The sequence below is a fragment of the Desulfoluna sp. HI9BLuna genome (genome assembly GCF_056829775.1).
On record NZ_CP186555.1, the window covers coordinates 3,435,832 to 3,460,178 of the forward strand.

Annotated in this window: 19 protein-coding genes; 6 read left to right on the plus strand and 13 right to left on the minus strand. The window is 60.8% G+C overall.

What is annotated here, in order from left to right; all coding sequences use genetic code 11:
* Nucleotides 1-277 precede the first annotated feature (277 nt).
* The 3 genes from ACOYW0_RS13935 (at nucleotide 278) to ACOYW0_RS13945 (ending at nucleotide 2,055) form a co-directional block, all read left to right on the plus strand.
* Complete coding sequence (locus ACOYW0_RS13935; protein WP_482414471.1) at nucleotides 278-727, plus strand: DUF1499 domain-containing protein; 450 nt, start codon at nucleotides 278-280, stop codon at nucleotides 725-727.
* Between the two features lie 7 nt (nucleotides 728-734).
* Nucleotides 735-1,478: a helix-turn-helix domain-containing protein gene (locus ACOYW0_RS13940; protein WP_482414472.1), complete on the plus strand. Its 744-nt coding sequence runs from the start codon at nucleotides 735-737 to the stop codon at nucleotides 1,476-1,478.
* Between the two features lie 133 nt (nucleotides 1,479-1,611).
* Complete coding sequence (locus ACOYW0_RS13945; RefSeq protein ID WP_482414473.1) at nucleotides 1,612-2,055, plus strand: C-GCAxxG-C-C family (seleno)protein; 444 nt, start codon at nucleotides 1,612-1,614, stop codon at nucleotides 2,053-2,055.
* A 317-nt stretch (nucleotides 2,056-2,372) separates the two neighbouring features.
* Here the strand turns inward: ACOYW0_RS13945 and ACOYW0_RS13950 are convergent, their stop codons facing one another.
* Complete coding sequence (locus ACOYW0_RS13950; RefSeq protein WP_482414474.1) at nucleotides 2,373-4,850, minus strand: ATP-binding protein; 2,478 nt, start codon at nucleotides 4,848-4,850, stop codon at nucleotides 2,373-2,375.
* Between the two features lie 34 nt (nucleotides 4,851-4,884).
* Nucleotides 4,885-5,547 carry a response regulator transcription factor gene (locus tag ACOYW0_RS13955; RefSeq protein WP_482414475.1) on the minus strand — a complete coding sequence of 221 codons (663 nt, stop codon included), beginning with the start codon at nucleotides 5,545-5,547 and terminating at the stop codon, nucleotides 4,885-4,887.
* A 494-nt stretch (nucleotides 5,548-6,041) separates the two neighbouring features.
* Here ACOYW0_RS13955 and ACOYW0_RS13960 point away from each other — a divergent pair, with 494 nt between their 5' ends.
* Nucleotides 6,042-6,764, plus strand: a complete 723-nt coding sequence (locus ACOYW0_RS13960) for a hypothetical protein (protein ID WP_482414476.1) — start codon at nucleotides 6,042-6,044, stop codon at nucleotides 6,762-6,764.
* 78 nt (nucleotides 6,765-6,842) lie between these two features.
* On the opposite strand, the gene ACOYW0_RS13965 is transcribed toward ACOYW0_RS13960, so the two are convergent.
* The 6 genes from ACOYW0_RS13965 to ACOYW0_RS13990 form a co-directional block, all read right to left on the minus strand.
* On the minus strand, nucleotides 6,843-7,328 hold the full coding sequence (locus ACOYW0_RS13965) for a hypothetical protein (RefSeq protein WP_482414477.1): 486 nt from the start codon (nucleotides 7,326-7,328) through the stop codon (nucleotides 6,843-6,845).
* A gap of 185 nt (nucleotides 7,329-7,513) precedes the next feature.
* Complete coding sequence (locus tag ACOYW0_RS13970; protein ID WP_482414478.1) at nucleotides 7,514-9,361, minus strand: Lnb N-terminal periplasmic domain-containing protein; 1,848 nt, start codon at nucleotides 9,359-9,361, stop codon at nucleotides 7,514-7,516.
* 64 nt (nucleotides 9,362-9,425) lie between these two features.
* Entirely contained in the window at nucleotides 9,426-9,890 is a 465-nt protein-coding gene (locus tag ACOYW0_RS13975; protein ID WP_482414479.1) for a DUF3015 family protein, read from the minus strand.
* Between the two features lie 271 nt (nucleotides 9,891-10,161).
* Entirely contained in the window at nucleotides 10,162-11,895 is a 1,734-nt protein-coding gene (locus tag ACOYW0_RS13980) for a VWA domain-containing protein (protein ID WP_482414480.1), read from the minus strand.
* A 142-nt stretch (nucleotides 11,896-12,037) separates the two neighbouring features.
* Nucleotides 12,038-13,456 (minus strand): MFS transporter, encoded by a 1,419-nt coding sequence (locus ACOYW0_RS13985; protein WP_482414481.1) that lies wholly within the window; start codon nucleotides 13,454-13,456, stop codon nucleotides 12,038-12,040.
* A 133-nt stretch (nucleotides 13,457-13,589) separates the two neighbouring features.
* Nucleotides 13,590-13,985, minus strand: a complete 396-nt coding sequence (locus tag ACOYW0_RS13990) for an acyl-CoA thioesterase (protein WP_482414482.1) — start codon at nucleotides 13,983-13,985, stop codon at nucleotides 13,590-13,592.
* Between the two features lie 608 nt (nucleotides 13,986-14,593).
* On the opposite strand from ACOYW0_RS13990, the gene ACOYW0_RS13995 reads away from it, so the two are divergent.
* On the plus strand, nucleotides 14,594-16,804 hold the full coding sequence (locus ACOYW0_RS13995) for a vitamin B12-dependent ribonucleotide reductase (protein WP_482414483.1): 2,211 nt from the start codon (nucleotides 14,594-14,596) through the stop codon (nucleotides 16,802-16,804).
* A gap of 710 nt (nucleotides 16,805-17,514) precedes the next feature.
* On the opposite strand, the gene nadB is transcribed toward ACOYW0_RS13995, so the two are convergent.
* On the minus strand, nucleotides 17,515-19,155 hold the full coding sequence (nadB, locus tag ACOYW0_RS14000; protein WP_482414484.1) for an L-aspartate oxidase: 1,641 nt from the start codon (nucleotides 19,153-19,155) through the stop codon (nucleotides 17,515-17,517).
* A 137-nt stretch (nucleotides 19,156-19,292) separates the two neighbouring features.
* Nucleotides 19,293-19,925 (minus strand): TIGR04211 family SH3 domain-containing protein, encoded by a 633-nt coding sequence (locus ACOYW0_RS14005; protein WP_482414485.1) that lies wholly within the window; start codon nucleotides 19,923-19,925, stop codon nucleotides 19,293-19,295.
* A gap of 445 nt (nucleotides 19,926-20,370) precedes the next feature.
* Between ACOYW0_RS14005 and ACOYW0_RS14010 the strand changes: the two genes are divergently transcribed.
* Entirely contained in the window at nucleotides 20,371-20,799 is a 429-nt protein-coding gene (locus ACOYW0_RS14010) for a DUF1178 family protein (protein ID WP_180137424.1), read from the plus strand.
* Between the two features lie 16 nt (nucleotides 20,800-20,815).
* Here the strand turns inward: ACOYW0_RS14010 and recD2 are convergent, their stop codons facing one another.
* The 3 genes from recD2 to ACOYW0_RS14025 are packed head-to-tail and all read right to left on the minus strand — an operon-like array spanning nucleotide 20,816 to nucleotide 24,288.
* A complete protein-coding gene (recD2, locus tag ACOYW0_RS14015; RefSeq protein WP_482414486.1) occupies nucleotides 20,816-22,993 on the minus strand; it encodes an SF1B family DNA helicase RecD2 in 2,178 nt (725 codons plus the stop codon).
* Nucleotides 22,994-23,005: 12 nt separating this feature from the next.
* Complete coding sequence (gene gmhB, locus ACOYW0_RS14020; RefSeq protein WP_482414487.1) at nucleotides 23,006-23,566, minus strand: D-glycero-beta-D-manno-heptose 1,7-bisphosphate 7-phosphatase; 561 nt, start codon at nucleotides 23,564-23,566, stop codon at nucleotides 23,006-23,008.
* A gap of 11 nt (nucleotides 23,567-23,577) precedes the next feature.
* Entirely contained in the window at nucleotides 23,578-24,288 is a 711-nt protein-coding gene (locus ACOYW0_RS14025) for a septal ring lytic transglycosylase RlpA family protein (RefSeq protein ID WP_482414488.1), read from the minus strand.
* Between the last annotated feature and the right edge of the window lie 59 nt (nucleotides 24,289-24,347).

Here is a 24,347-nt window from a genome sequence, read left to right on the forward strand (position 1 = left end):
TGCCTTCTATGGCTAAAGTCGGTTCAAAAAGCGTGCCTCCGGCGGCCAGGGGATGATCCCCTGGACCCCAGGTTGCGAATGTCCTCGCCCTTCGTTCCTCAGGGCGAGGACATTCGCGAAGGCTTTGAGAAAATTGGATAAAATCTGTTTGTCAAACTTTTCAAAAGTTTGGCCCCCGGCAGGGCCGCCGGAGGCAGTTTTTTGGTGCTGAATCGTTACGACTGGGTTACGCTTACGTGTCGTATTGCCATCCCTACCCCATACCAGGAGGTTTCCCATGACCATCAAGGCCCTTGTGTTTGGCGCCGTTGCCCTTTGTCTCTTTTCAGGGTGCTCGCTTTTTGCCGGGAAAAAGCCCGATAACCTGGGCGTCATGGAGGGTAGGCTGTCCCCCTGCCCGGATTCGCCCAACTGCGTCTCCTCCCAGGCCGACGACGAAACCCATGGGATCGCTCCCCTGCCACTAACGGTTTCCCCTGCCGAGGCCATGGCGCGCATTGTTTCGGTCCTTGAGAAGACCCCCCGCGTCACCCTGGTGACCCGCACCGACACCTACCTCCATGCCGAGGTCCGCTCCGCCCTTTTCCGGTTTGTGGATGACCTGGAGGTGCATATCGACGAGGCCAGCCGCACCATCCATTTCCGATCGGCCTCCCGCACGGGGTACAGCGACTTCGGCGTCAACCGGAAGCGCGTGGAACGCTTGAAAAACAGCGTGTCCCGTTGAGGTGCCCATGGCCGTCATCGACCCCCCTTCGGAGTTCGCATCTTTTATTTCTTCGTATCGCCACCTGAAAGGCGAGACCTCCCTTGAGCTCTTCGGCGGGGTGGCCCTGGTGTTCAACCTGGGAGATCCCGTTTCCGTATGCGTTCAGGGGCGCGCCCCCTTTACGGTGTCCTCTTCTTTTCTTCTGGGGGGCATGTCGCGTCGGGTGGGGCTTGGGTCAGACGGCGACCTGAGGCTTTTTTGCGTTCGGTTTTGTCCCTGCGGGGTCTTCCCCTTTCTCTCCATGCCCCAGATGGAGTTTGCCGGGCAGTGCGTGGTTCTTGACGAACTCTGGGAACTCAAGGGCCTGGGCGTGGAGGCGGTGGCCCGGAACAGGGGCGATGCGCCGGAGGTCTACGCGCATGGGTTCAATGCCTTTTTTGAGGCACGCAGGGACGCCTTTTTATCCTATGCCCGGGTGGTGGCAACGGCCGTGGCCCTTATCCGCCAGGCGGGGGGCCATGTGGGCATGGAGGACCTATCCGCCCGATGCGGGGTGAGCCAGCGCCATCTGGAGCGGCTCTTTGATGAGCGCATCGGGGTGCCCCCGAAGCACCTTGCCCGCATGTTCCGGCTTTCCCGTGCCCTGGGGCACCTCTCCACCTCCCACGCCGCCGACGTGGCCGTTCGTTGCGGCTTCTTTGACCAGTCCCACCTGATCCGCGAGTGCCTCAGCCTGGCCGATTATTCCCCTTCACAGTGCGTGGCCTGACCTCCCTGGAAAAAGTCGCATTTGTCCAATACAGGTTCACCCGTCGTGGTGCAGGGTTGAGGGCATGGTCCGGGGCCCGTTTCGGGGGCCAGGCCGTCTGTGCATAAGAATTGACATACCATAAGGGGGAAACATGACGACATCAACGCGCGTGGCCGTTGCCACGGATTATCTGCAGGCCGGGTACTCTTGTTCCGAGGCCCTTTTGCTCACCTATGCAAAAGAGCTTGGGCTGGGGCACGCCTGTGCCCTGAAGTTGGCATCGGGCCTTGCCGGGGGCATGGGGGCCGGAGGCGGGACCTGCGGAGTCATGACCGCGGCCTGCCTGGTGATAGGACTTGCAGCAGGTCCCGACACCATCGCGGAACCCGGGGCTCGGGACCAGGTCCGGGGACTGGTGGACGCCTTTCGAAACGGGTTTGTGGCCGACCACGGGGCCCTGGCCTGCAAGGCCCTCAACGGCGGGGTTGACCCCTCCACCCCCGAGGGCAAGGCGGCCATCCGGGCCGCAGGGCGGGTGCAGGAGCTCGTGGCCCGTGCGGTCCTCCGCCTGGACGCGATACTGGCGCGGGGGTGACCGGTGTTCGGCAGCTTGCCTTCTGTGGGCAGCGTGGGTGAAAAAAAGCAGGTCCCCTGCGGCCCTGCCGAGGCTAAATTTTTGCCGGATTTCATAACGACGGGCTCAATAAACAGATTCAGTTTCATCTGAAACAACAGCGAATGTGATTTTCCCTGAGGAACGAAGGGGAAAGCGCATTCGCAACCTGCTTTCGAGGTGTTTTGCCTAAGTGGCTTCGCCACCCTCGCCGCCGGAGGCATCGTTATTGCTTTTGCTGAGCTCTCTTGGTCCTGTGGTTCATTCGACTTTAACCATGGAAGGCAGGCTTGTTCTGGTTACGTTTCCGCTTCTTTTTCCAAGGCGGCCAGGAGGCAGCGGGCCTCCTCCATGACCCTGGCCGTCTCCCCGGCAAGGGGGGCCAGCTCATCGATCCCGATGGCTTCCCCGGCCTCGAGCCTGTGCTCCAGGGATTCCGCTATGGCCGCCGTCTTCGGGGCGCCGATGTTCAGGAGGGCACCCTTGAAGCGATGGACCCTGACCTCGAGATCGGAGAATCGTTCCTCCCTGACCATGGTCTCCATGATCCGTATGCCCTCCCGATGATCCTCCAAAAAAACGTGCAGCAGTTTCACATAGAGTCCGGTGCCGTATTTTTCCCGGCATGTCTCCCCGGCAAGAAGGGGGGCAGGTGCCTTGGGCCGGGGGGCCCCGGTGACGACGCGTTCACGGGGGAGCCATGCCAGCAGCGTCTTACGAAAGGTGATGATGTCGATGGGTTTTCGGATAAAGGCATCGAAGGGACTTTGCTTCAGGTTCTCTTCTGTGTCCACGGCGCTGAAGGCGATGACAGGGGGCAGGGCAAGGGACGGGACATGGGACCTCAAACGTCTCACGACGGTGCGGCCGTTGAGGTCCGGGAGCTTCATGTCGGTGATGACAAGGTCGAAGGTGCGGCCCGAGGTCATGGTGTCCAGGAAGGCCCTGCCGGTCTCGGCGGTGTGGACCTCCATGCGGTGCCCTTTCAGGAGCTCGGAGACCATGGTGCGGCTCAGGGGATCGTCTTCCACCAGGAGGACCGATACCCCGGGGGCCGTAAACTCATGGACAGAGTTCTGGGGAAGGGGGGCAACGGCAGGGACGTCCGGGCGGTTGTCCGGGTGCACCCCGGACCTTTTGTGCACGGCCTTTTGAACCACGAAAAAGGTGAAGCGCGTCCCTTTGCCCGGCTTGCTGGTGCAGGAGATGCTTCCCCCCATGCGTTCCACCAGTTTGCGGGTGAGGGTGAGCCCCAGGCCGGTTCCCTGGACGTTGGTTTCGGCAAACTGGGTGAACTCATCGAAAATATGGGGCAGGTTCTCCGGGGCGATGCCCGATCCGGTATCGGTGATGGTGAACTCCAGGCAGATCCGGTCTTCCTCTGCCTTGCATCCGATACGCAGGGAGATGATGCCGCTGTCCGTGAATTTGACGGCGTTCTGCAGGATATTGAAGAGCACCTGTTTCAGGCGCATGCTGTCCCCCTTCATGGCGTGGGGGATCTCCGATGAGGCGGAAACGTGGAGACGAACGTCTTTTCCCCTTAAGGTCTGTTCCACCAGGGCCACGATATGGCCGATTAGGTCGTGGAAGAGATAAGGCTGATCCACGATGCGGTATTTTCCCGCCTGGATGCTGGAGATATCCAGGACATCGTTGACAATGCCCGCCAGGTGCTTGGAAGCCGTACGCGTGTGGTTTACGTAGGTTTTCTGTTTCCGGTCCAGGGGCGTTTCACTGAGGAGATCGATGAACCCCACCACCGCGTTCAAGGGCGTTCGGATCTCGTGGTTCATGTTTTTGAAAAAGTCCTGCTTGGCCCGGATGGATGCCTGCTCCACGGCCAGGGTGTTCCGCGCCAGGCGGGACCCGGTGATGCCCACGATGAGAAGGATCACCCCGGCGGTGAGGGTGTACAGGAGGATGTAGCTTTTTCGGATATCCTGGAGGGTGGCTTCCGAGACAAAGGTGAGGATCTTCAGGTCGTACCGGTCCATCTTCCGTGTGTAGGCGGTGTACCGTCTGCCGTGGATGATGACGGTCTCCCCGTTCACGGCGGTGTTGGCCCGGGCAAGGTCCCTGTTCTCCGGTGTGGAGAGGCTGGTATAGCCTGCGGCAGGGTCCTGGGAGTGGGCGATGAGGGAGGCGTTGTTGTGGGTGATGACGATAAACCCGGATTCAAAGGCCAGGTTCTGCATGATGGTATGGTATCGGGAGAACAGGAAGTCCACCCCCACCACCCCTGCGATTTCTCCGGATGGGCCTTTGACGGCCAGGGAGATGGAGGTGATCTCCAGCCCGTCGGGTACGCTGTTGTACAGGTCGTTGATGAAGGGGGTTCCCGGTTTTTCCAGGGCCCCGGTGTACCAAGGCCGGACAATGGGGGTGTAGCCTTGGGGCAGGGAAATTTCCCTGTCCACGATGAGGCTCCCGTCCCGGGTGCCGAGGTAAACATACTTGAAGCGTGAATTGAATTGCCGGTAGTGGTGGCACAGGTCTCGGACCTCCTGGAGCAGTGCCTCGCTCCTGTGGGCCTTCGGAGTGGTGAGCAGGGCAGCCACGGTTGGGTGTTCGGCGATCTCTTTTACATGGGAAAACCCCGTGCCGATGTCTTCGGAAAGGGTGGTGGCAATGGAGGTCAGGGCGATGTTGGCCGCCTCTTTGAGGTTACGGGTGGACTGCCTGATGGAGATGTTGATGCCGATGACCGCCATGACCATCAGGGCGGAGAGCACGCTGATAAAAAAGATGCTGATGACTTTCAGGGAGAGTTTCATGGGGCCGTCCCGGGGGCGCCTTGCCCGGTGGGGGTCATGCGTCGGAGCCGTCGGTATGGGAGAGCCTGTACCCCCGCCCCCACTTGCTCACAATGGCAAGGGGGATGCCTGCCTGGGTGAGTTTCTTCCGGATGTGGGAGATGTAGGTCCTCAGAGCCCCTTTGGATGTCTCCAGGCCTGCGGTTCCCCAGACCGCTTCGATGAGTTCGTCCGAGGGGACATAGGTGTCGAACCGCAGGCGGAGGCGGTGAAGGAGCCGGTGCTCAATGGGGGTGAAGTCGATGTCGAGGGCGGCGGCACCGGGGAGCGCCTCATCGTCCGTGGTGGCGGTGGGCTCCGGGGTGCGTCTCAGGACACACTCCAGGCGTGCCGCCAGCTCCGCGATGTCAAAGGGTTTACGGATGTAGTCTTCGGCCCCTGATTTCAGGGAGCGCACCACGGATTCGGGCAGGGACTTGCTGCTGACCATGACAAAGGGGATGTTGTGGCTCTGCAGGTGAGTCGTGATCTTGTGGCCGTCTCCGTCCGGCAGGAGGATATCCACCAGGGCCAGGGAAACAGGGGTTTCGTGGATGGTTTGGACAGCCTCCCTGCACCCTTCGGCGTGCAGGACGGTGTACGATGTGCCCAGTTGCTCAATGGCGTGTTTGATGAGGATAAAATCCGTCTGTTCGTCTTCGACAACAAGTATATTCATGAAAACCGCTTTGTCCGATTCTTACTTCAGATCATTCACCACCATGATCCTCCTGTGTCGAGGAGACGGTGTGAATTGGAGTAATGCATTGTTCCTTCATGACTCATGTTTTGGGACGGCGCACAGTGTACCTGCCTGAAATGATTCTTTGCGTCATCTTTTTAGCAAAATAATCATAGCTTATATGACAAAAAGAAGTGCCGAGTCAATCGTCAATCAAGGGGCTTTGCCGTGTCTATAAGTACTTTTTTTGGCCTTCTTTTAACTTTTTTTACTGAAGAACCGCATGTATATATCCGGCGGGGTGATGTTACCCCCGGCAGAAGATTGGCCTGTGGCCATACCTCGGCTTACCCAGGAGAAACGGGGAGCCAGGCGGCCGGGGAACGTTTTTTCGTGAAGGGCCCTCGGGTGGGAAAGGGCCGTAGATGAATGCCTTATTTATGGAATTTCGGAGGTTTGTTGTGAGAAACGGCTGTAGAAGATGGAAGGCCATGGCCACGGTACTGGTGGCCCTGGTGGCAGGCACGATGCTGACAGGCTGCGCATCCACCTGGGTCCAGAAGGACGCGGACTGGATGGATAAAAAACATGTTCCCGTTCTTGTGGGGCACTACAAGGTGACCAGCGACGGCGGTGCCGATGTCATCGATCTGGCCAAGCAGGTAGCCGGGGGAGACTCCTTTGGCACCCTGGGGATGGATACGTACAAGGAGATGAGAAAGGCCCTGGAGCCTTTCGGTTTTGACCTCAGAACCGACAAGCGCAGGGCAAAAAAACTCGATCGCATCAAGGATTACAAGACCGGAAACAGCCAGGTAGACGCCCTGCTTTCGAGCCTCACCTGCGAGTGGGTCCACCCGGCCACCTCCAACCGTGAGTTCCACCACATCATGGCCGGGACCTCCCTGCGCAAAAAGGTGGTCAACGAGCTCAAGGGCAAAAACAGGAAGGAGGCGTTCCTGTCTGCCAACCTCAAGATCGAGGATCAGGACCAGTACCTTCTCTTCAAACGTTATCGGGTCGTTCTGGGGATTCAGATCCTGGACCAGAAGGGGGATGCCGTGTTCCAGGCCAAGGCCGAAGGGTTTACCACCCTCTCGTTCCTGCGAAACCCCTGGAGCGAGAAGCGGATCCAGAAGGCCCTGGCCGACGGGCTGGCCAAAATGCAGACCGTGGAAGTCAAGCCCAAGGTGTCCATGTTCACGACCCTGTAAGGGGGGAGGAAACAGCCCGGATCGGGCCGCGTGAATTGACGGGGGGGATGCGCGTAAACGTGCGTTCCCCCCTTTTTTTTATATCTGCTTTCGGCCGCCGAAGACCAGCTTGCCGCCCAGGGAACCCGCACGGATGGTGGGGATCAGCAGAAGGAGGTAGGCTGCGACGAGGGCTTTTGCCGAACCGGTGAGCCGGTGCACGTTCACCGGGTACAGGGCCTGGAGGAGAAGGATCAGGACAGCACCTGTAAGGACCAGGGCGCTGCAGACAAGCTTGGTGCGGAACAGGGCGGTGGTGGCTCCCTTGTACCGGTGCTGCCACGAAGCGATGCCGGTGAGGATGACCCCCGGCATGGACAGGGCAATGACAACCAGGTTCACGTAGGCCGCAAAGACAAGGGCCTGGATATGAAGGAGGCAGCCTGCGGCCATGAATATTCCGGCCACCGGCACCATGCCGTTGGGGATATGCACGGCAATGGGATGGAGCTGATAGCGGTCGTTTTGCCTGTAGAGGGCAAGGAGCCACGCTGGCTTGGGACGGCGACGGGGGTGTGGTTTCATGGGCGCACCGGTGTGGGGTGAAAGGATGGATGGCAAGTGGTTGATTTTTCACTCTACCATGGAAACCCGTGGGGCCGCAATGTGTTGCCGGTGTTGACGCCGGGTGACGGCCGGTGGGTACAATGTACGGCGCCACTGTTCAGTTGCCTCCGGCGGCCCTGCCGGGGGCAACTTACCCTTTTATTCTAAAAATAACGATGCCAGGAGAGGCTGGTCTCCCAGGCGTGCTGGCTCTCGACGTCGGTGCGGGAGACCGAGAGCCCGATGCGGTTGTTGCGGTTTACCGTGAAGTTGGTTTCAAAGGCCGCGTGGGTTTCGGTGGTGTCGTCGGGCATGCGCCGGGTGATGTTGCCGGAAAGAAGCATGCGCCATCGGTCCGTGGGGGAGAAGAGGAGCCCCGTCCGGAGCCCGGGCCCCACGGAGGCCCCTTTGTCCAGGCCTTTGGAGGCGAGGAGTTCGGCTTCGGGCAGGATGAAAAAGAGGCTCTCGTCCGAGAGGTTCCAGCTCATTCCCGTTGCGGCACGCAGGGAGTAGGCGCCTTTCATGTCTCCGGTTTCGGTCATCCGTTTTTCGTACCCGGCGTGGAACGTCCAGGAGAGGGGCCGGATAAAGGCATTTCGGGGGGACAGGGAGAGGATGTCCAGGACGGTGAAGGCCTCCAGATCCAGCTCCTTGTCATCGTTGTCGTAGCGGACCCGGGTGTGCAAAAATTCGATCTGAACGCCTTCGCGCCGGGTGTAGTCGGTGGTGAGCAGGTTGGTGAAGGCCGGGGTAAAGGCGAGCTCTTCGAAGCTGTCCCCGTCGCGGACCCCGAAGGTGGCGGAGACACGTGACGCATCATGGCCCGTGGTGGGCTCGGGAGGGGCGGGCACGGCCTTTTCTTCGGGGCTTCCTTTGCCCAGGGTCTTGCGTGCCTTAAGGGTCCCCAGGAACCGGGGCCTGAACTCCTCCTGGGAGAGCTTTTTCTTGGCGCGCCTGTAGCGCGTGACGTCGGTGACCAGGTCCAGGGTGACACGTTTGGTGCGATCGGGAAGCTCCATGGCGAGAAAGTCCGCCGGGGGCAGGGTGCCGTCGCTGAGGTCTTGTGCGAGGCCTACCTCGTCTTTGGAGAGGCGCCGTACACCGGCCTGGATGCGGCTTCCCAGGGAAGGGCGGTACCTGGCTTCGGAGATGAGGCCCGCTTTCTGCATGGCCTTGATGGTGTCGATGGGGATGACGGTGAGCCCTTTTTCATGGGTGAGGGAGAGGCCGGGCCGGGCCGTCTCCAGCAGGAACTGGAGCATGTAGGAGCAGTTTTTGTCAAAGAAATAGTAGTAGCTGTAGCTCTCCTTCAGCTCGAGGATATGAAGGACCATGCGCCGGGTCTCTTCCGGGGTGAGGGTCAGGGGGTACTCCCAGATGTCCCGCTGCGCCATGTCCCCGTACTCCTGGATTTTTTTGTAATAGGGGAGGATGGCATAATACCCCTTGAAGGAGCCGACGATGCCCTTGAACATGTAGGTGATGGGGTTCTGGCTGTCGGGCAGGGCCGCGTAGTTCACGGCGTCGGCCAGCACCGGTGCCTGGTAGTCGGTCTCAATGGTCAGAAAGGTGTGACCGAACATGGAGGCCGGGTTGTTGAGATGATAGGTGGGAAAAATCAGGGTGGCCGATGAGGGCCGGAGCCTTGCGGCCTCCTCGCATACCAGGGGCGGGGTGTCCAGGACATCGGACAGCTGGTCGTATACCCAGGTGTATCGGGCGATGAAGCGGCACAGGGGGACGTCGTCGGGGGCCTCGCCCGTGAAAAACGTGCGGATCAGGGCGGTGAGCTCTGCGTCGGCATCGGTCTTGCCCGTCTTTGCCAGGAAGAAGGCGGGGTCGTCTATATAGCTCCGGTAAGGGGTCAGGCCCACGGGGCAGTGGAGCAGGGTCCGCCAGTACGGGTTCTCGGAGAGCTTGCGTTCGCGGGCGATGCGCACGAGCTCCTCCGTGCCCGCGTCCGATGACTCGGCGAAAAGCGGGGCCGGGGCCAGGGCGATAAAAAGCAGCAAAAAAGCCCCCGCCAGGCAGCAATACCATGCCGAAAGGCGGGGGCAATTCCATGCGGATGTTGTGCTAGATCTGAGCAAGAACGCCTCGGATGGACTGAGACACAGCAGCGTGCTCAACGTCGACGGTGGGGTAGATGGTGTCGAAATTTGCCTGGAGGGCCTGGCATGCAGCGGCCTTTTCAGAACCGGATACCTGGGCAATTTCCATCAGGGCATCGAGGCTCTCGCCGTTGCCGGAGGCGATGTCAACAGCCAGGCTGTCCATGTTGTCGGCCACAAAAGCGTCCATGCGCTCGTTGCTGACGAAGCTCTCGGGCTTGTCACAACCCAGGGTACCGGAGGAGATGCCGAAGGTCTGGTTCCCGCTGGTTCCGTTGAGGGAGCTGCCGAGGATGTTCCAGGCAAGACCGGTTTTTTCGCCGATGAGTTCTTTGCCGAGGCCGCAACCGCAGTTTTCGCTGACGGTGGACGCATAAGAGGTGCCGGCAACCAGCAGAAGGGCACCCAGTGCTACAATACATTTCTTCATGATGTTTCCTTTCAACTAATCATTACATTATCATACCTTCACCGATGATTATCTCTCCGGTTAAGACCCAGTCCACCCAGTAAGATAGGGGCTCAGGTTTGAAGAGGAATCCTTGATCATCAATGAAGTGTACATTCATAGTAAATTATTCATCGGGATTCTATGAAATAAATCACATCCGTGAAAAAATGTTAATTGATGCGCCATGGCGCGATTCGCTGTTGATATCGAGTATCGCGCCATGCCTTGTGTGTGCTGTCGGCTCCCGGTGTCAATCCCAGGATGACGGAAGAAGGGAGGTGTCCATGAGAATTCTGGTGGCGGAGAGTACTTCCCCGGTTTCCACGCGAAGGAGGCGAACGATGACATCGGCCCTGGAACCGGAGATGACGACGCGACCGGCCATGAGAAGTTCGGCACCGGTGAGGCGCCCCGCCTTTGCTGCGGTCTCTTCGTCCACGAACCCGGAGAGTCCCAGGGTGATCTCATCTACCATGGCCGAGGTGTTGTCCCTCTCCACCACGGTGAAAAGGGGGTGGCGGGTGGTGGCGATGAGAAGGGCCGAGGTGAGGTAGGAGGCGTCCGGGCCGGAGAGTTCCGAGGCCAGGGGGAGGACGGCGGTGGCCGGTTTCCCCGACAGGGAGATGGCCGCGTAATCCGCCAGCTGCCCCACGGCTTTATCAAAGAGCTCTGCCGTGACCTCGTCGGGCTTCTGGCCGCCGGAGACCCCTTCGAAGTACTCTCCGTGTGTCTCGTCCGGCTGGGTCACAAGGTGGTTCAGCTCGTTTCGGGCGATGTTGATGATAACGGCTTCAAGTTTGTCCGATGTGAAGTTGGCGCCGGTGTGGTGGCTGACGCTCCCAGGTGCGCCACCGTCGCTTTCCCCCCTCTCCCCGTACGTGAGGAAAATGTAAGCCCCGCCCGTGAGCTGGGAGAGCTGCCTCAGCACATACTCCCCGGCAAGGGAGAGCCCGCCGGTGCCCACGGAGAAAATTTTGATGCCCTTTTCCCGGGCAGTGCGGGCCGCATCCATGTAAGTGAAGGCGTGGTCGTAGTCCAGGTGGGGCGGCGCGTCGGTGACGGCAAAGGCCAGGCGGATGCCCGCCTCGTTCCAGTCCATCTCGTCGATGCCTTTTTGCAGGGCGCTCTCCAGGTCTTCGGGGGTGTCTCCCCCCCCTCCGGCCCGCACGCGGGACAACCGCTGCCTGAACGCTTCCAAGTCGGTGGTAAAGGGGATCGTTCTGGTGACGTACTCATCGCCCGCGTCCCGGTACATCACCATGCCGTATCGGATCAGCGGGCGCACGGAGAGCTGAGAAAGGTTGAGGTTGATGAGGTCGATGCTGGTTTTCAGCTGCTCAATCTCCTCGCCCATGCTGCCCGTGGTGTCCAGAATAAAAAGGAGATCCAAAGGCACGGCCGCGGGAAGGGACCTGTGGGTGTCCAGGGTGACGGTTATCTCGCGCCGTCCGTTGCGATCAAGGGACACTTTTTTCTCCAGGCCGGCGTAGCGGAAGGTGGCCGCCAAGGTTTGTGCCGTGCCCGCGTACAGGGCGGGGTATGTGCGGAAGATGCCGTCGGCGGTGGTCGTCCCGGTTTCCACCGTCTTGCCTTCCAAGGCGATGCGGACGGTGCAGTCCGGCAAGGTGCGCCCTTTCTGGTCCAGGACGGTGAGGGTGATGCGTTCGCTGACGTCGGCGGGGATGTGGGGGACCTCTTTGTAGGTCTCCAGAAAATCGAGGAAGTGGTTGAACTGCCGGTTGTCATCGGCGTAGGCGGCCTTGAGCCCCGAGGCCGAGGGTGCGTCAAGGCCCCGTTTCCGAACCGGGGCGCTTTTTACCTCCCGGGACATGGAGCCCCCGTCTGCGTGCATTCTGAAGGTGGGGAGGGGGGGCATGGCTTTTTCTGCTTCGACAGCGTCCGGGGGAGCCGATCTATGGTTCAGGGTTTCCGCGCATCCCCAGAAAAGGAGCATGAGACAAAGAAGGGGGACGAGTCGTTTCATGGGTGACCTCCTGATGTGAGCCGTAAGGTGTTCTCGTGAATTATCCGGGACAGGGCTTCGAGGGAGCCCCTCCTTGTCGGTGGTGAAGATGCAGCTTATACGGCTGGTTTTCAATCCGTCTATGTGCTGGATCACACCGGGGTCACCTGGTCGGAGTGTCCGGCCCCCGCAGCCAGGCCAGAAGGCTGCCCAGAGCTGCCGTGGCCGCGCCGCAGAAGAGGGCGTAGCGGAAGGCCGTGAGAAAGGGGCCCTGCAGGGCCTGGGTGTAGGTGGAGAGCCCGTTGGCCCCGGACAGGGCCGTGTAGGTGTGGTTAAAAACCGCCCCTGCCAGGGCCACGCCCGTGACCATGCCCAGGTTTCGCGCGGCGCCCACCACGCTGCTGGCTACCCCCCGGCGGGGAGCGGGCACCGAGCTCATGATGGTGGTGTTGTTCGGAGGAAGGAAAAGGGCCACGCCAAAACCCGCCAGGGCCAGCTTGAAGGCAATGGGGGGAAAGGCGGTGACCTCCGTGGGCCAGGCCAGCAGGGCCAGGGCCAGGCTGAGGGTTCCCATGCCCAGGACACAGAGGATCCGTGAGCCCATGCGGTCGGCCAGGGCGCCGGAAAAGGGGGGCACCACAAAGAGCAGGGCAAAGGGGATCGTCATGACGGTGCCCACCTGGGCTTCGGAGTAGCCCATGGGAAAGAGCAGGTAAAAGGGCATGAGAAAGACCATGGTGAACAGGGCCGTATAAAGGGCGACGGCCGAGAGAACCGGCAGCCGGAAGATGCGCTCCTTAAAGAGGCTGGGATCCATGACCGGGTGAACGGTCCGGTTTTCGTGGGCCACGAAGATCAGGGCCAGGGCGATGGCTGTACCGGTGAGCCCAAGGACGCGGAAGGATGCGTAGCCCCAGGCATGGGCGTGGGTGAGGCCGGTGAAGAGCGCTCCGCAGGACAGGGCGATGAGCAGGCCGCCGGGCAGGTCAAAGGGCTCGTCGCGCCGGGTGTCGGCCTCGGACCCTTTGAGAATCCGCGCGGCCAGAACCGCCACGGTGAGCCCCACGGGGATGTTGACGGCAAAGATCATCCGCCACGAAAAATGGGTGAGGATGAACCCGCCCACGGCAGGGCCCGAGGTGAGCCCCGCGGCCACCACCGTGGCGATGCTGCCCAGGGCCTTGCCCCGCTCGTTTTCCGGAAAGGCGTCCACGATGAGGGCCTGGCTGCAGGACATGATCATGGCCGCCCCCGTGCCCTGGAGAGCCCGGGCGGCGATGAGGGCGCCCACGGACGGGGAGAGGGCGCAGAGCAGGGAGGAGAGGGTAAAAAGGCCGTGCCCTCCCACCAGGACCAGGCGGCGCCCCACAATGTCGCTCAGCCGCCCGAAACTCAGGATCAGGGAGGTAAAGGCGATGAGGTAGATGAGCACCACCCACTCAATGGTCACCATGGTGGTGTTCAGCCTGCCCATGAGGGTGGGCAGGGCCACGTTGACAATGCTGGAATCCAGGGTGGACATGAAGCTGCCCGTGGTGACCAGCGCGAAGACCGTCCATTTTCCGGGGGAATGCTCTTTCATTGCGGCTCATTTATCCATTGCGTACAGGTGGCGACGGGGCGTCCGCCCCTGGGAGGGCGTTACGCGGCGGCATAAGAACAAAACACACAAGACCAATGCCTCCGGCGGCTCTGCCGGAGGCTTGTTTGGGCCTTTACGCGGCAAAGGGGGCCAGCATCTCGCGGATGTCCCCTTCCACGGGCAGGGCGCGGCCTTCGGGACCGGCAATGACAAAGGTGACGTCGGCCTCCACCACCGGGGTGCCCGAGCCTTTTTTGGTCATGGTCTGCTTGAGGGTGCAGCTCTTGCCCCCGAACCGGGTGATGCGGCTTTCGATGGCCAGGGTGTCCCCCAGGGTGGCAGGGCTCTGGTAGCTGATGTTGATGTTCACGACAAAAAAGGAGTACCCCTTTGCCGCCAGGTTGCCCAGGTGTTCCTCAAAAAGGGCCCAGCGGGCTTCTTCGATGAATTCGAGGTAGCGTGCGTTGTTGACGTGTCCGTACAGGTCCAGGTGGTAGCCCCTGACTTTGATCTCGGTGTGGTTTTTCATGCGGCTCTCCGTTGGCGTGGCGGGGGGCTGGGCTGCCTGAGTCCGGGATTCGGCAAAGGGGGAATGGCCATGGCCGATACCTCTGCCTGGGTGGGCGTTCAAGGCCTCGTCACGATGGTGGATTGCATCGTCCGGAACGGCTGTGTACCGCGTGTTTTCCCTGTCATGGTCCCGATCCCCTTACCGTCAGTCATGGTTGTGTTGTCTCGGTAAACTCAGAACGATAGCAGCGGACCCAAACCATGTCAATGCCGCTATATGCTGCGTAAATTGGCCTTGACGCCACTATATCTTGTGCTAAAATGGCATTTAGAGCAGTTGAGCCCATCCAGAGACAGCCGGTGTTCCCGGAGGCGTTTTCCTGACAACACCCATCCAGTAAAAAAAAAGGCGGGTTGCGGCCCATGGGAGAGAAAAAAGAGAGGTGATTCTCTTTGAGTCTCCTGCCTGCTCTGGTGTCCGGTGTGTTGGTTCCCCCCATGGGGTTCCGACCCCTTTCAGGCGACACCGGCGGAAGCATACATGATAAAATTCGGTTGAGATGACCTGTGAATAACTGAGAGAAGATGACAGCGACAACGCGAGAGGGAATCATGAAAGAGAGCGGTATGTTGACAATATCGGACAATACACGAACGGTCCTTGAGAGACGGTACCTGAAAAAGGATCCTGAAGGGAATCTTGAGGAGACGCCTGAAGAGCTTTTCCAGCGCGTGGCAAGCAGTATTGCCGAGGCAGAAGGATACTACGAGGGCGGCCTTGAACCCTCGGAGGTGTCCGAGGCGTTTTATCGCCTGATGACGGAATTCAAATTTTTGCCCAACTCCCCCACCCTGATGAACGCGGGCAACGATCTGGGCCAGCTGGCGGCCTGCTTTGTGCTGCCCGTGGACGACAGCCTTGAGGGGATCTTCGATGCAGTGAAGAACGCGGCGTTGATTCACAAGTCCGGCGGAGGCACGGGCTTCTCTTTTTCCCGGCTCAGGGCCAAGAACTGCCGGGTGGGCTCCACCGGGGGCGTGGCCTCGGGGCCGGTCTCTTTTATGAAAATTTTCAATACCGCCACCGAACAGGTGAAGCAGGGGGGCACCCGGCGGGGGGCCAACATGGCCATTTTGCGGGTGGACCATCCCGATATCCTGGAGTTCATCGGCTGCAAAGAGGACAACGAAGCCCTGAACAATTTCAACATCTCCGTGGGGGTCACCGATGCCTTTATGCAGGCGGTGCGCCAGGGGGAGGCCTACGACCTCATCGATCCCCGCAACGGAGAGCCCCGGGGCTCTTTGGACGCTCGCACCGTCTACGAAACCCTCATCCACCAGGCCTGGTTCAACGGAGACCCCGGCATCGTCTTTCTGGACCGCATCAACCGGGACAACCCCACCCCGGAGATCGGGGAGATCGAGTCCACCAACCCGTGCGGGGAGCAGCCCCTGCTGCCCATGGAGGCGTGCAACCTGGGGTCGGTGAACCTCTCCCGGTGCGTGGCGGTCCAGGGGGGCAAAACGCGGGTGGATTACGAGGCCCTCAAGGAGACCGTCTGGCTTGCCGTGCGATTTCTGGACGACACCATCGAGATGAGCCGCTACCCCCTTGCCGCCATCGACGAGATGGTCAAGGGCAATCGGAAGATCGGGCTGGGGGTCATGGGCTTTGCCGACCTCCTGTTCATGATGGGGATTCCCTACAACTCGGATGAGGCCGTGGCCCTTGCAGAAAAGGTCATGGGCTTTGTCCAGGCCGAAGCCCACGAGGCTTCCCGGCACCTGGCCGTCTCCCGGGGGGCATTCCCCAACATCGACAAGAGCGTCTTTAAAGGGGACGAGGCACGGGCCTACCGCAACGCCACCTGCACCACCATCGCCCCCACCGGGACCTTGAGCATCATCGCCGGGTGCTCCAGCGGCATCGAGCCGGTGTTTGCCCTCTCCTTTGTGCGCCGGGTGATGGATGGAGACGAGCTGGTGGAGGTGAACCCCCTGTTTGAAGCCACGGCGCGAGCCCGGGGATTTTACAGCGACGAGCTCATGGCCCGCATCGCCAAGGTCGGCACCATCGCCCACATGGAAGAGATCCCCGAGGATGTAAGGGCCGTGTTCGTCACCGCCCACGACGTCTCCCCGGAGTGGCACATCCGCATGCAGGCGGCCTTCCAGAACCACACGGACAACGCCGTTTCCAAAACCGTGAACCTGCCCAGGCAGGCCAGCGAAGACGAGGTGCGAGACATCTACGACATGGCCTTTGACCTCTGCTGCAAAGGGGTCACCATCTACCGGGACGGCAGCAAGGAAAACCAGGTCCTCTCCGTCTCCGACGCCAAAAAAGAGGCGGCCCCGGCCGAGCCCTCCCACAGGGTGCTGGAGCGCCCCGAGATCCTGGAAGGCTTTACCTCCAAGATCGGAACCGGCATGGGCCAGCTCTACGTCACCGTCACCGAGATGGACGGCCGCCCCTTTGAAGTGTTTGCCACCATCGGTAAGTCCGGCAAATCCACCACAGCCAAGACCGAAGCCATCGGTCGGCTCATCTCCCTGGCCCTTCGCTCCGGGGTGGACGTCTCCGAGATCGTCCACCAGGTGAAAGGCATCGGCGGCGAGCACGCCGTGTTCCAGAAAGGGGGGCGGGTCCTCTCCATCCCCGATGCCATCGGCCGGGTGCTGGAGAAACGCTACCTCAAAGGCAAAGGTCCGGCAAACGGCGTCAAGGTGGAGCCCTCCCTCATCGATGATCCCTGCCCCGACTGCGGCGGCGCCATGGCCCACGAAGAAGGGTGCGTCACCTGCCACCTCTGCGGGTACACCAAGTGCGGGTAATGAGTTGAAAGCCTGCCTTCTATGGGCAAAGCCTGCCTCCGGCGGCGAGGTGAGCCACCTCGAAAGCTTATTGCGATTGCGTATTTTCCTTCGTTCCTCAGGAAAATGCGCAATCGCCTTCGGCTCGGGCTTCGCCTGACATAAACGTTGATGATTTGTGCGGGCGGCATCACATGCTTCGACGTAAGAGGATACGATGTCGTTGCTTGTACGGGGGGCAGGCGGATTCCTCTGGGGAAAGCATACCCCTATGAGAATGTAACGCGCTGCCGACGGTGCAGGGGATGTGAGGTAGGGTGCGCTTGCGCACCGCCGAAGGATCGTAACGGATTATGAATCCCCATGCACGGGTGACCTTTACGCAGCATAGACATGGCAAAAGGCGTCGGTTTTCCGAACAGATGGTGCGCAAGCACACCCTGCAGAATGTCAGGCAACAGGCTGTTAAGTCATTTTTACGAATCAGACACAAAAGGGCCATGGAGGTGATCTCCATGACCCTTTTTATCTTTTGTCCAGCTTGCCGCCGGGGGCGCTTTTATAAAAAAAGCATCGTAAAAAACATTCCCAATGGAGCGAAAAAGTCGAACCTATTTCGGCGAAGCCTGGAAAGGCTTGCTTAAAACCTGTTTGTCAAACTTTTCAAATGTTTGGCCCCCGGCAGGGCCGCCGGAGGCTTGTTTGAGCTGAACAGTTACGTTGTTCCTGTCTTATATGTTGGTGAGGGTGCGTTTCAGCACCGTCTCCCGCAGCCATGCGGCGTCGTTTTTCTCAGGGCAGTTGATGGTGTAGTGGAGCCCTCGGGATTCGCGCCTTTTCATGGCGCTTCGGATGATGAGCTCGGCCACCACGGCGATGTTCCTCAGCTCGATGAGGTCGGCGGTGACGCGGAAGTTCCAGTAGTATTCCCGGATCTCGCTCTGGATGTTTTCGATGCGGTTCAGGGCCCGGGAGAGGCGCTTGTCCGAGCGCACCACGCCCACATAGTTCCACATGAAGCGGCGGATTTCGTCCCAGTTGGTGGTCAACAGGCTCACCTCGTCGCTGTCGGTGGCGCCCACGTCGTCCCAGCGGGGGAGTTGAACGTCCGATGCCTTCCAGGCCTTTGCGTCTTCGATGGCACTGGCCGCGGCGTTGTGGGCGTAGACCAGGGCTTCCAGAAGCGAGTTACTGGCCAGGCGGTTGGCGCCGTGGAGGCCCGTGCAGGCGGTCTCCCCGATGGCGTAGAGGTGCTTGATGTCGCTGCGCCCGTCCAGGTCGGTGGCCACCCCGCCGCACATGTAGTGGGCGGCGGGTACCACCGGGATGGGGTCTTTGGTCATGTCGAAGCCGAACTTCAGGCCCTGTCGCCAGAGGTTGGGGAAGCGTTTTTTGACAAAGGCGGGATCCTTGTGGGAGATGTCCAGAAACACCGAGTCGGCCCCGCTGGTTTTAAGCTCGGAGTCGATGGCCCGGGAGACCTTGTCCCGGCAGGCCAGATCTTTCAAGGGGTCGTACTTCTCCATGAAGCACTCGCCCTTTTCGTTTTTCAGCACGGCCCCTTCCCCGCGCACGGCCTCGGAGATGAGGAAGTTCTTGGCCTCCGGGTGGTAGAGGCAGGTGGGGTGAAACTGCATGAACTCCATGTTGGCCACGGAAGCCCCTGCCCGCCAGGCCATGGCAATGCCGTCCCCTGTGGCCACATCCGGGTTGCTGGTGTAGAGGTAGACCTTGCCCGAGCCCCCGCAGGCCAGGACAGTCACCTTGGCGGCGATGGTTTTGACGGTGTCGGCGTCCTTGTCCAGGACGTAGGCCCCGCAGCAGGTGGTGTCCCGGGTGGTGGTGATCATCCCGCTCTTGACCCGGGTGGAGACGGTGATGAGGTCGATGGCGATGTGCTCTTCCAGGAGGGTGATGGCGGGGGTGGCGCGGACCTGTTCCACCAGGGCGCGTTCGATCTCCCGGCCGGTCATGTCTTCGGCGTGGAGGACCCTTTTTTCCGAGTGACCGCCTTCGCGGCCCAGGTCGTAGTCGGTGCCGGGCGCCCTGTGGGCGTCGTCGTCGCAGAGGCTGAACTTGACTCCGAGGTCGATGAGCTCCTTGACCCGTTCGGGGCCCTGGGTGACCACCATGTCCACCACGTCCCGGTTGCAGAGGCCGTCTCCGGCGTCAAGGGTGTCTTTGATGTGAAGGTCAAAGGAGTCGATGTCGCTCTGGACGGCGGCCACGCCCCCTTGGGCGTAAGCGGTGTTGCTTTCGGAGACCGCCTTTTTGGTAACGATAGTGACGGTGCCGTGTTCGGCGACTTTCAGGGCGAAGGTGAGTCCGGCGACGCCGGACCCGATAACGAGAAAATCAGACGTGATGTTCATAAAGGCCTCGGTAACGATGAAAATCGTGACGCTGTGCGATGCGTGTTATCCGGGCACGGCCGGCAGAGGCCCCATGGACATCCTTGAAAAGGGGCGGTCCCGTGGCGGGCAGTCCCGGGCGGGACGCATCCCCTACATTAATAATATGAACTTCTCTTTTTTCGGGAGCTGGAGCCGATGATAAAGCCCACGAGCAGGACCCCGGCTCCGGCCAGGAACCAGATCATGTTCTTCTTGGCCAGGCGGTCGTTTAAGATGTCCGCCTTTTTGGAGAGGTTGGCCAGCTGGTTCTTGGTCTCCTTGTAGTCCTCTTCCAGCTGCAGGAAGTTGCCGGATTTCTTTTTGAGCTCCTGATACGCCTGGCCGGATTCGGCGGCGCGTTTTTCCGTATCGGTCAGGTTCTTTTTCAGCTCGTTGTTCTCTTTCTTCAGCTCTGCCAGCTGGCCCTTCAGCTCGGTGCGGGACTTAAGGACCCGGTCGTGCTTGGCCTGGAGCTTGTCAAGGAGCACCCCTTTGGTGGGGGTGGGGACCAGCCACTGGGTCAGGACCCAGCCTTCGGCCTCTCCGTCCACGGTGACACGGGTCCACTTTTCTCCGTCCTCGACGACCTCCACGGCCGTGCCCGAGGGCAGCCCCCTCAGGATGCTGTACTCGGTTCCCGGGCCGCCGCGAAAGGTCGCGTTGATACGGTCGGTGATGTACAGGGTTTGGGCTGCGGCCGGGGCCGCGGAAAAGAGCAGACAAGCTGTAATGAGAGCTTTGATTTTCATGGTTGACTCCTGCGCGTTGGGCCCCTGAATCAAGAGCACGTGAGGGGCATTGGAACGGGACCTTCGGAAAGTGACGTCGCAGCCCTTTCCGGGTTCATGGTTCGGATAGGCGTTCCGGTGTTGTCAATATTTAAGGGGCCCGGAAAGGTGCATGGGCGCAACCCGCCTTTTCCGTTCCCCTGGTGAACCGTTGAATCGGTCCAGATGGACATCCCAATTTAACTAAAACATTATCTCCCGTGGCGATGGCGTATCGTCACCTGGGCGGTGTGGTTCCCATCCCTCGGGATGGTTTACCATATACAAACTCACCGCCCCATTGGAAGGAAAAAATCACTGTTTACCCATGGTTCAAGTATGGTATGTATACCCGTTCCATGACGGCCGGATTCCGCGTAAACCCTATATTTTGATCATTAGCGATCCCATCGATACCGGTGATAGTATGATAGCCTTTGACCTGCAGTGTGCCAACGGACATACCTTTGAAGGGTGGTTCGACGACAAGACAGCCTTTGAAGACCAGCAGAAACAGGGGCTGGTTACCTGTCCCTTTTGCGACAACAGAAACGTGTTTATCGTTCCCAGCACCTTTGCCATCCCCAAGGCGGTGAACGCCCCGTCGGGTCCCCGGCAGAGCAGCGGCCTGGCCGTGGGAGACGTCAGCGCCAAGATCGTGGAGTTCATGGAGCAGAACTTCGACGACGTGGGGGCCAACTTTGCCAAGGAAGCCCTGAAGATCCACTACGGCGTCTCCGAGCCCCGGAACATCCGGGGGGTGAGCTCCCCGGAAGAGGAAAAGGTCCTCGAAAAAGAGGGCGTCCCCCTGTTCAAGGTCCCCCTTCCCGCCAAGAAAGGCACCGAAGACGCCTAACTTCCGGTGATGGCCCTTACGCCATCCCGGCCAGGCGTCGGTCCAGGTGGGAGCAGCGCATGTTGGGCCGGTTGTTGGACAGGGCGATCTCCACGGCGCGTCGGGTGCCGATGAGGATCACCAGCTCTTTGCCCCGGGTCATGGCCGTGTAGAGGAGGTTCCTCTGCAACAGCGGGTAGTGCTGGGTGGTGACGGGAACCACCACCGCCGGGTACTCCGAGCCCTGTGATTTATGGACGCTGATGGCGTAGGCCAGGGTCAGCTCGTCCAGCTCTTCGGTCTCATAGGCTACCTTCCTTCCCTCGTAATTCACCTTCAGGGTCTTCTCTTTTTTGTTCACCTCGCAGATGATCCCGATATCCCCGTTAAAGACCTCTTTTTCGTAGTTGTTTTTCAGGTGCATCACCTTGTCGCCTTCGCGGAAGGTGCGCCCGAGGGACTGGAGGGCATCTCCGGTTTCGTTCAGGGCCTCCTGCAGGGCCACGTTGAGGCTGATGGTCCCCACGTCCCCTTTGTGCATGGGGGTCAGCACCTGGATCTCCTCCAAGGGGGTGTAGCCGTAGGTGGCCGGGATCCGCTTGGCGCAGAGTTCCACCACCCGCTGCATCACCTTCACCGGGTCACCGGTTTCGATGAAGTAAAATTCCGAGGGCCCTTTGCCTTCTTCCGGGTGAGCATCCGGGAACTCCCCGGTGCGGACCTTGTGGGCATTCATGACGATGGGGCTCTCCTGGGCCTGGCGGAAGATGCGGGTGAGGGCATAGGTCTTGAGGCGGTCCGAGGCGATGAGGTCCGACAGGACGTTGCCCGGCCCCACCGAGGGGAGCTGGAAGATATCCCCCACAAAGACCACGGTGGCCTCAACGGGCACGGCGTCCAGGAAGCGGTGCATCAACAGGGTGTCCACCATGGAGACCTCGTCGATGATGAAGACGTCGCCGGAAAGGGGCTTGTCCCGGTTGTGCTCGAAGGCACCGGTGGCATAGTCGTATTTCAGGAGCTTGTGCAGGGTGGAGGCTTTTTTGTCGGTGACCTCGGTGATGCGCCGGGCGGCCCGGCCCGTGGGGGCGGCCATGACGGTCTCGTGGTTCAGGTGGTCGCACAGGGCCGCGATGGAGCGGACCAGGGTGGTCTTTCCCGTGCCCGGGCCCCCGGTGATGACGGCCACCCGGTGGCAGAGGATCTCCTCCAGGGTTTCGAGCTGCTCGTCGGAGAGTTTGATGGCCAGCCGTGACAGCACCGTCTCCAGGATCTCCTCCCGGGTGATGGCAGGGGCCTCTTCGGGCATGGAGAGCATCATGGCCAGGCGCCGGGCAATGCCCTCTTCGGCCCGGAAGAGTTCTTTGGGGTAGACGGCCTGGATGGCTTCGCCGTTTCGCTCCAGGGGCTCTGAAACAACGCGCCCCTTGGCCTTGAGCTCTTCCAGGGCCGCGGTGAGGGGCTCGTGTTCCATGTGGTGCTGCTCCATGCAGCGGGTGATGAGGCTCCCTGCCGGGGCAAAGACATGGCCGTCCGAGGTGAACTGCTCCAGCACGAAAAGGAGGCAGGCCCGGACCCTTCTGGGGTCGTCTTCGGCGATGCCCAGGGAGAGGGCTGCATGGTCCACGGTGTTAAAGTCCATGCCGTTTATGTCGAAGAGTAGAGTAAAGGGATTGTCTTTAATGCACTCGGTGGCCTTTGCTCCGTACCGTTTGTGGATGGGGGCGCATTGGGACACGGGGATGCCGTGTTCCTTTAAAAAGGCGATGAGGCGCTTGACCTCCATCTGGCGGGTGAGGGCCTCGCGCAGGCTCTCCATGGTCTTCTTGCCGAAGCCCTTGAGACCGGTGATCTTCTCCGGGCAGGTTTCGATGACGCTTAAGGTCTCGGCGCCGAATCGCTCCACCAGGGTTCGGATTTTGGGGGTGGAGAGGCCCTTGACCCCCAGGCGCTTGAGGTAGGTTTTTATCTCCTCCCCGGTCTCGGGAAAGATCAGCTCATACTCGCTGATGCGGAACTGATCGCCGAAACGCTGGTGTTTCTCCCAGGTGCCGGACAGGCGCAGCCGGTCTTCCAGGTCGATGCCCGCAAGGGTCCCCACCACCGTGATGGTGACCCCGGTGTCGTCGGTGACAAGGTCAGCAATGGTGTAGCTGTTGTCTTCATTTCGGTAGCGGATGCGCTTGATGCGTCCGGACAGGGTGATGGTGTTCATGGAACTGCCTTGCTACGAGCCCAAGGTGTCTAAGACCCAGCGGACCGCGTCGAAGAGGGTGTCTGCCACATGGTCGGGGCGCTGGCCTTCGGCGTCCAGTGCGGCCAGGGCTTTGTCGGGGTTTCCGGTTCGTACGAGCACGGTGGCCGCGCACCCGGCGGCTTTTCCGCAGAGGACGTCCTTGGCGCTGTCCCCGATCATCACCGAGGAGGCGGGGTCGATGCCGTGGATGTTGCAGGCGTCATGGATGAGGCCGGGCTTGGGTTTCCGGCAGGCGCAGCCGTCGTCCGGGGTGTGGGGGCAGAAAAAGATGCCGTCCACCGAGCCCCCGGCCGCTTCAATGCCCGCTGTCATCTTGTCAAAGATGGCTGAAAGGGTCTCTCGGGTCACCCAGCCCCGTCCGATGATCGACTGGTTGGTGATGACCATGGCCGAGAGGCCGTGGGCCTTCAAGAGGGCAAAGGCCTCGGGGCTTCGGGGAAGAAAGTGGAACTCGTCCACGGTTTTGATGTAGTCGGGGGAGTCCTGGTTGATGACCCCGTCGCGATCGATGAATACGGTGGTGATGGGCATGCGAATCTGTCCTATAGGGAGAGGATAAAGGCCTGGGTAAAGCCGTCTTCCATTAAGCGGAGTTTCAGGTCCACGGCGGCTTCCCGGTTGAGGAGGTGTCCCACCACCACCCGGTTGAGGCCGTCTGGTCCCTCCATGGCTTTGACGGGAAGGAGGCTGTACCGGTCGGTAAGGCGGGCTGCGTAAGCCTCTGCATTGCTCCGGCTGCTGAAGGCGCCGACCTGGACACCGAAATCACCCCGGGTAAGGGGCTTAGCCGCAGCGGTTTTTTTTGGCTTCAGCGCCGTGACGCGTACCTTGGCCGTGCCGGTGCCCACCATGCCGATGGCATGGGCCGCTTTGTTGGAAAGGTCGATGATCCGCTTGCCCACAAAGGGGCCGCGGTCGTTGATTTTCAAGGTGACTGTTTTGCCGTTGCCCAGGTGCTTTACCCGGACCATGGTTCCCAGGGGCAGGGTCTTGTGGGCGGCGGTCATGGCGTGCATGTCGTAGGTCTCGCCGCTTGCCGTGGGCTTGCCGTGGAACTTGGGGCCGTACCAGGAGGCGATGCCCACCTCGTCGTACCCATCGGCCGTTGCCAGGGGTTGGTACCATTTGCCCAGGACCTTGTAGGGACGGGGAGCACCGGCGGTCCGAGCGGGCTGTTTGGTGGCACATGCCGAGGTCAGCAGGAGGAGCGCTGCAAGGAACAGGGTGAGAAGAGCGTGTTCGGTGCGGTTCATATGGTGACTCCTTGGAGATTCGGAACGTGATGGAAACCGTGTGGTTGTGTCGGGCGCTG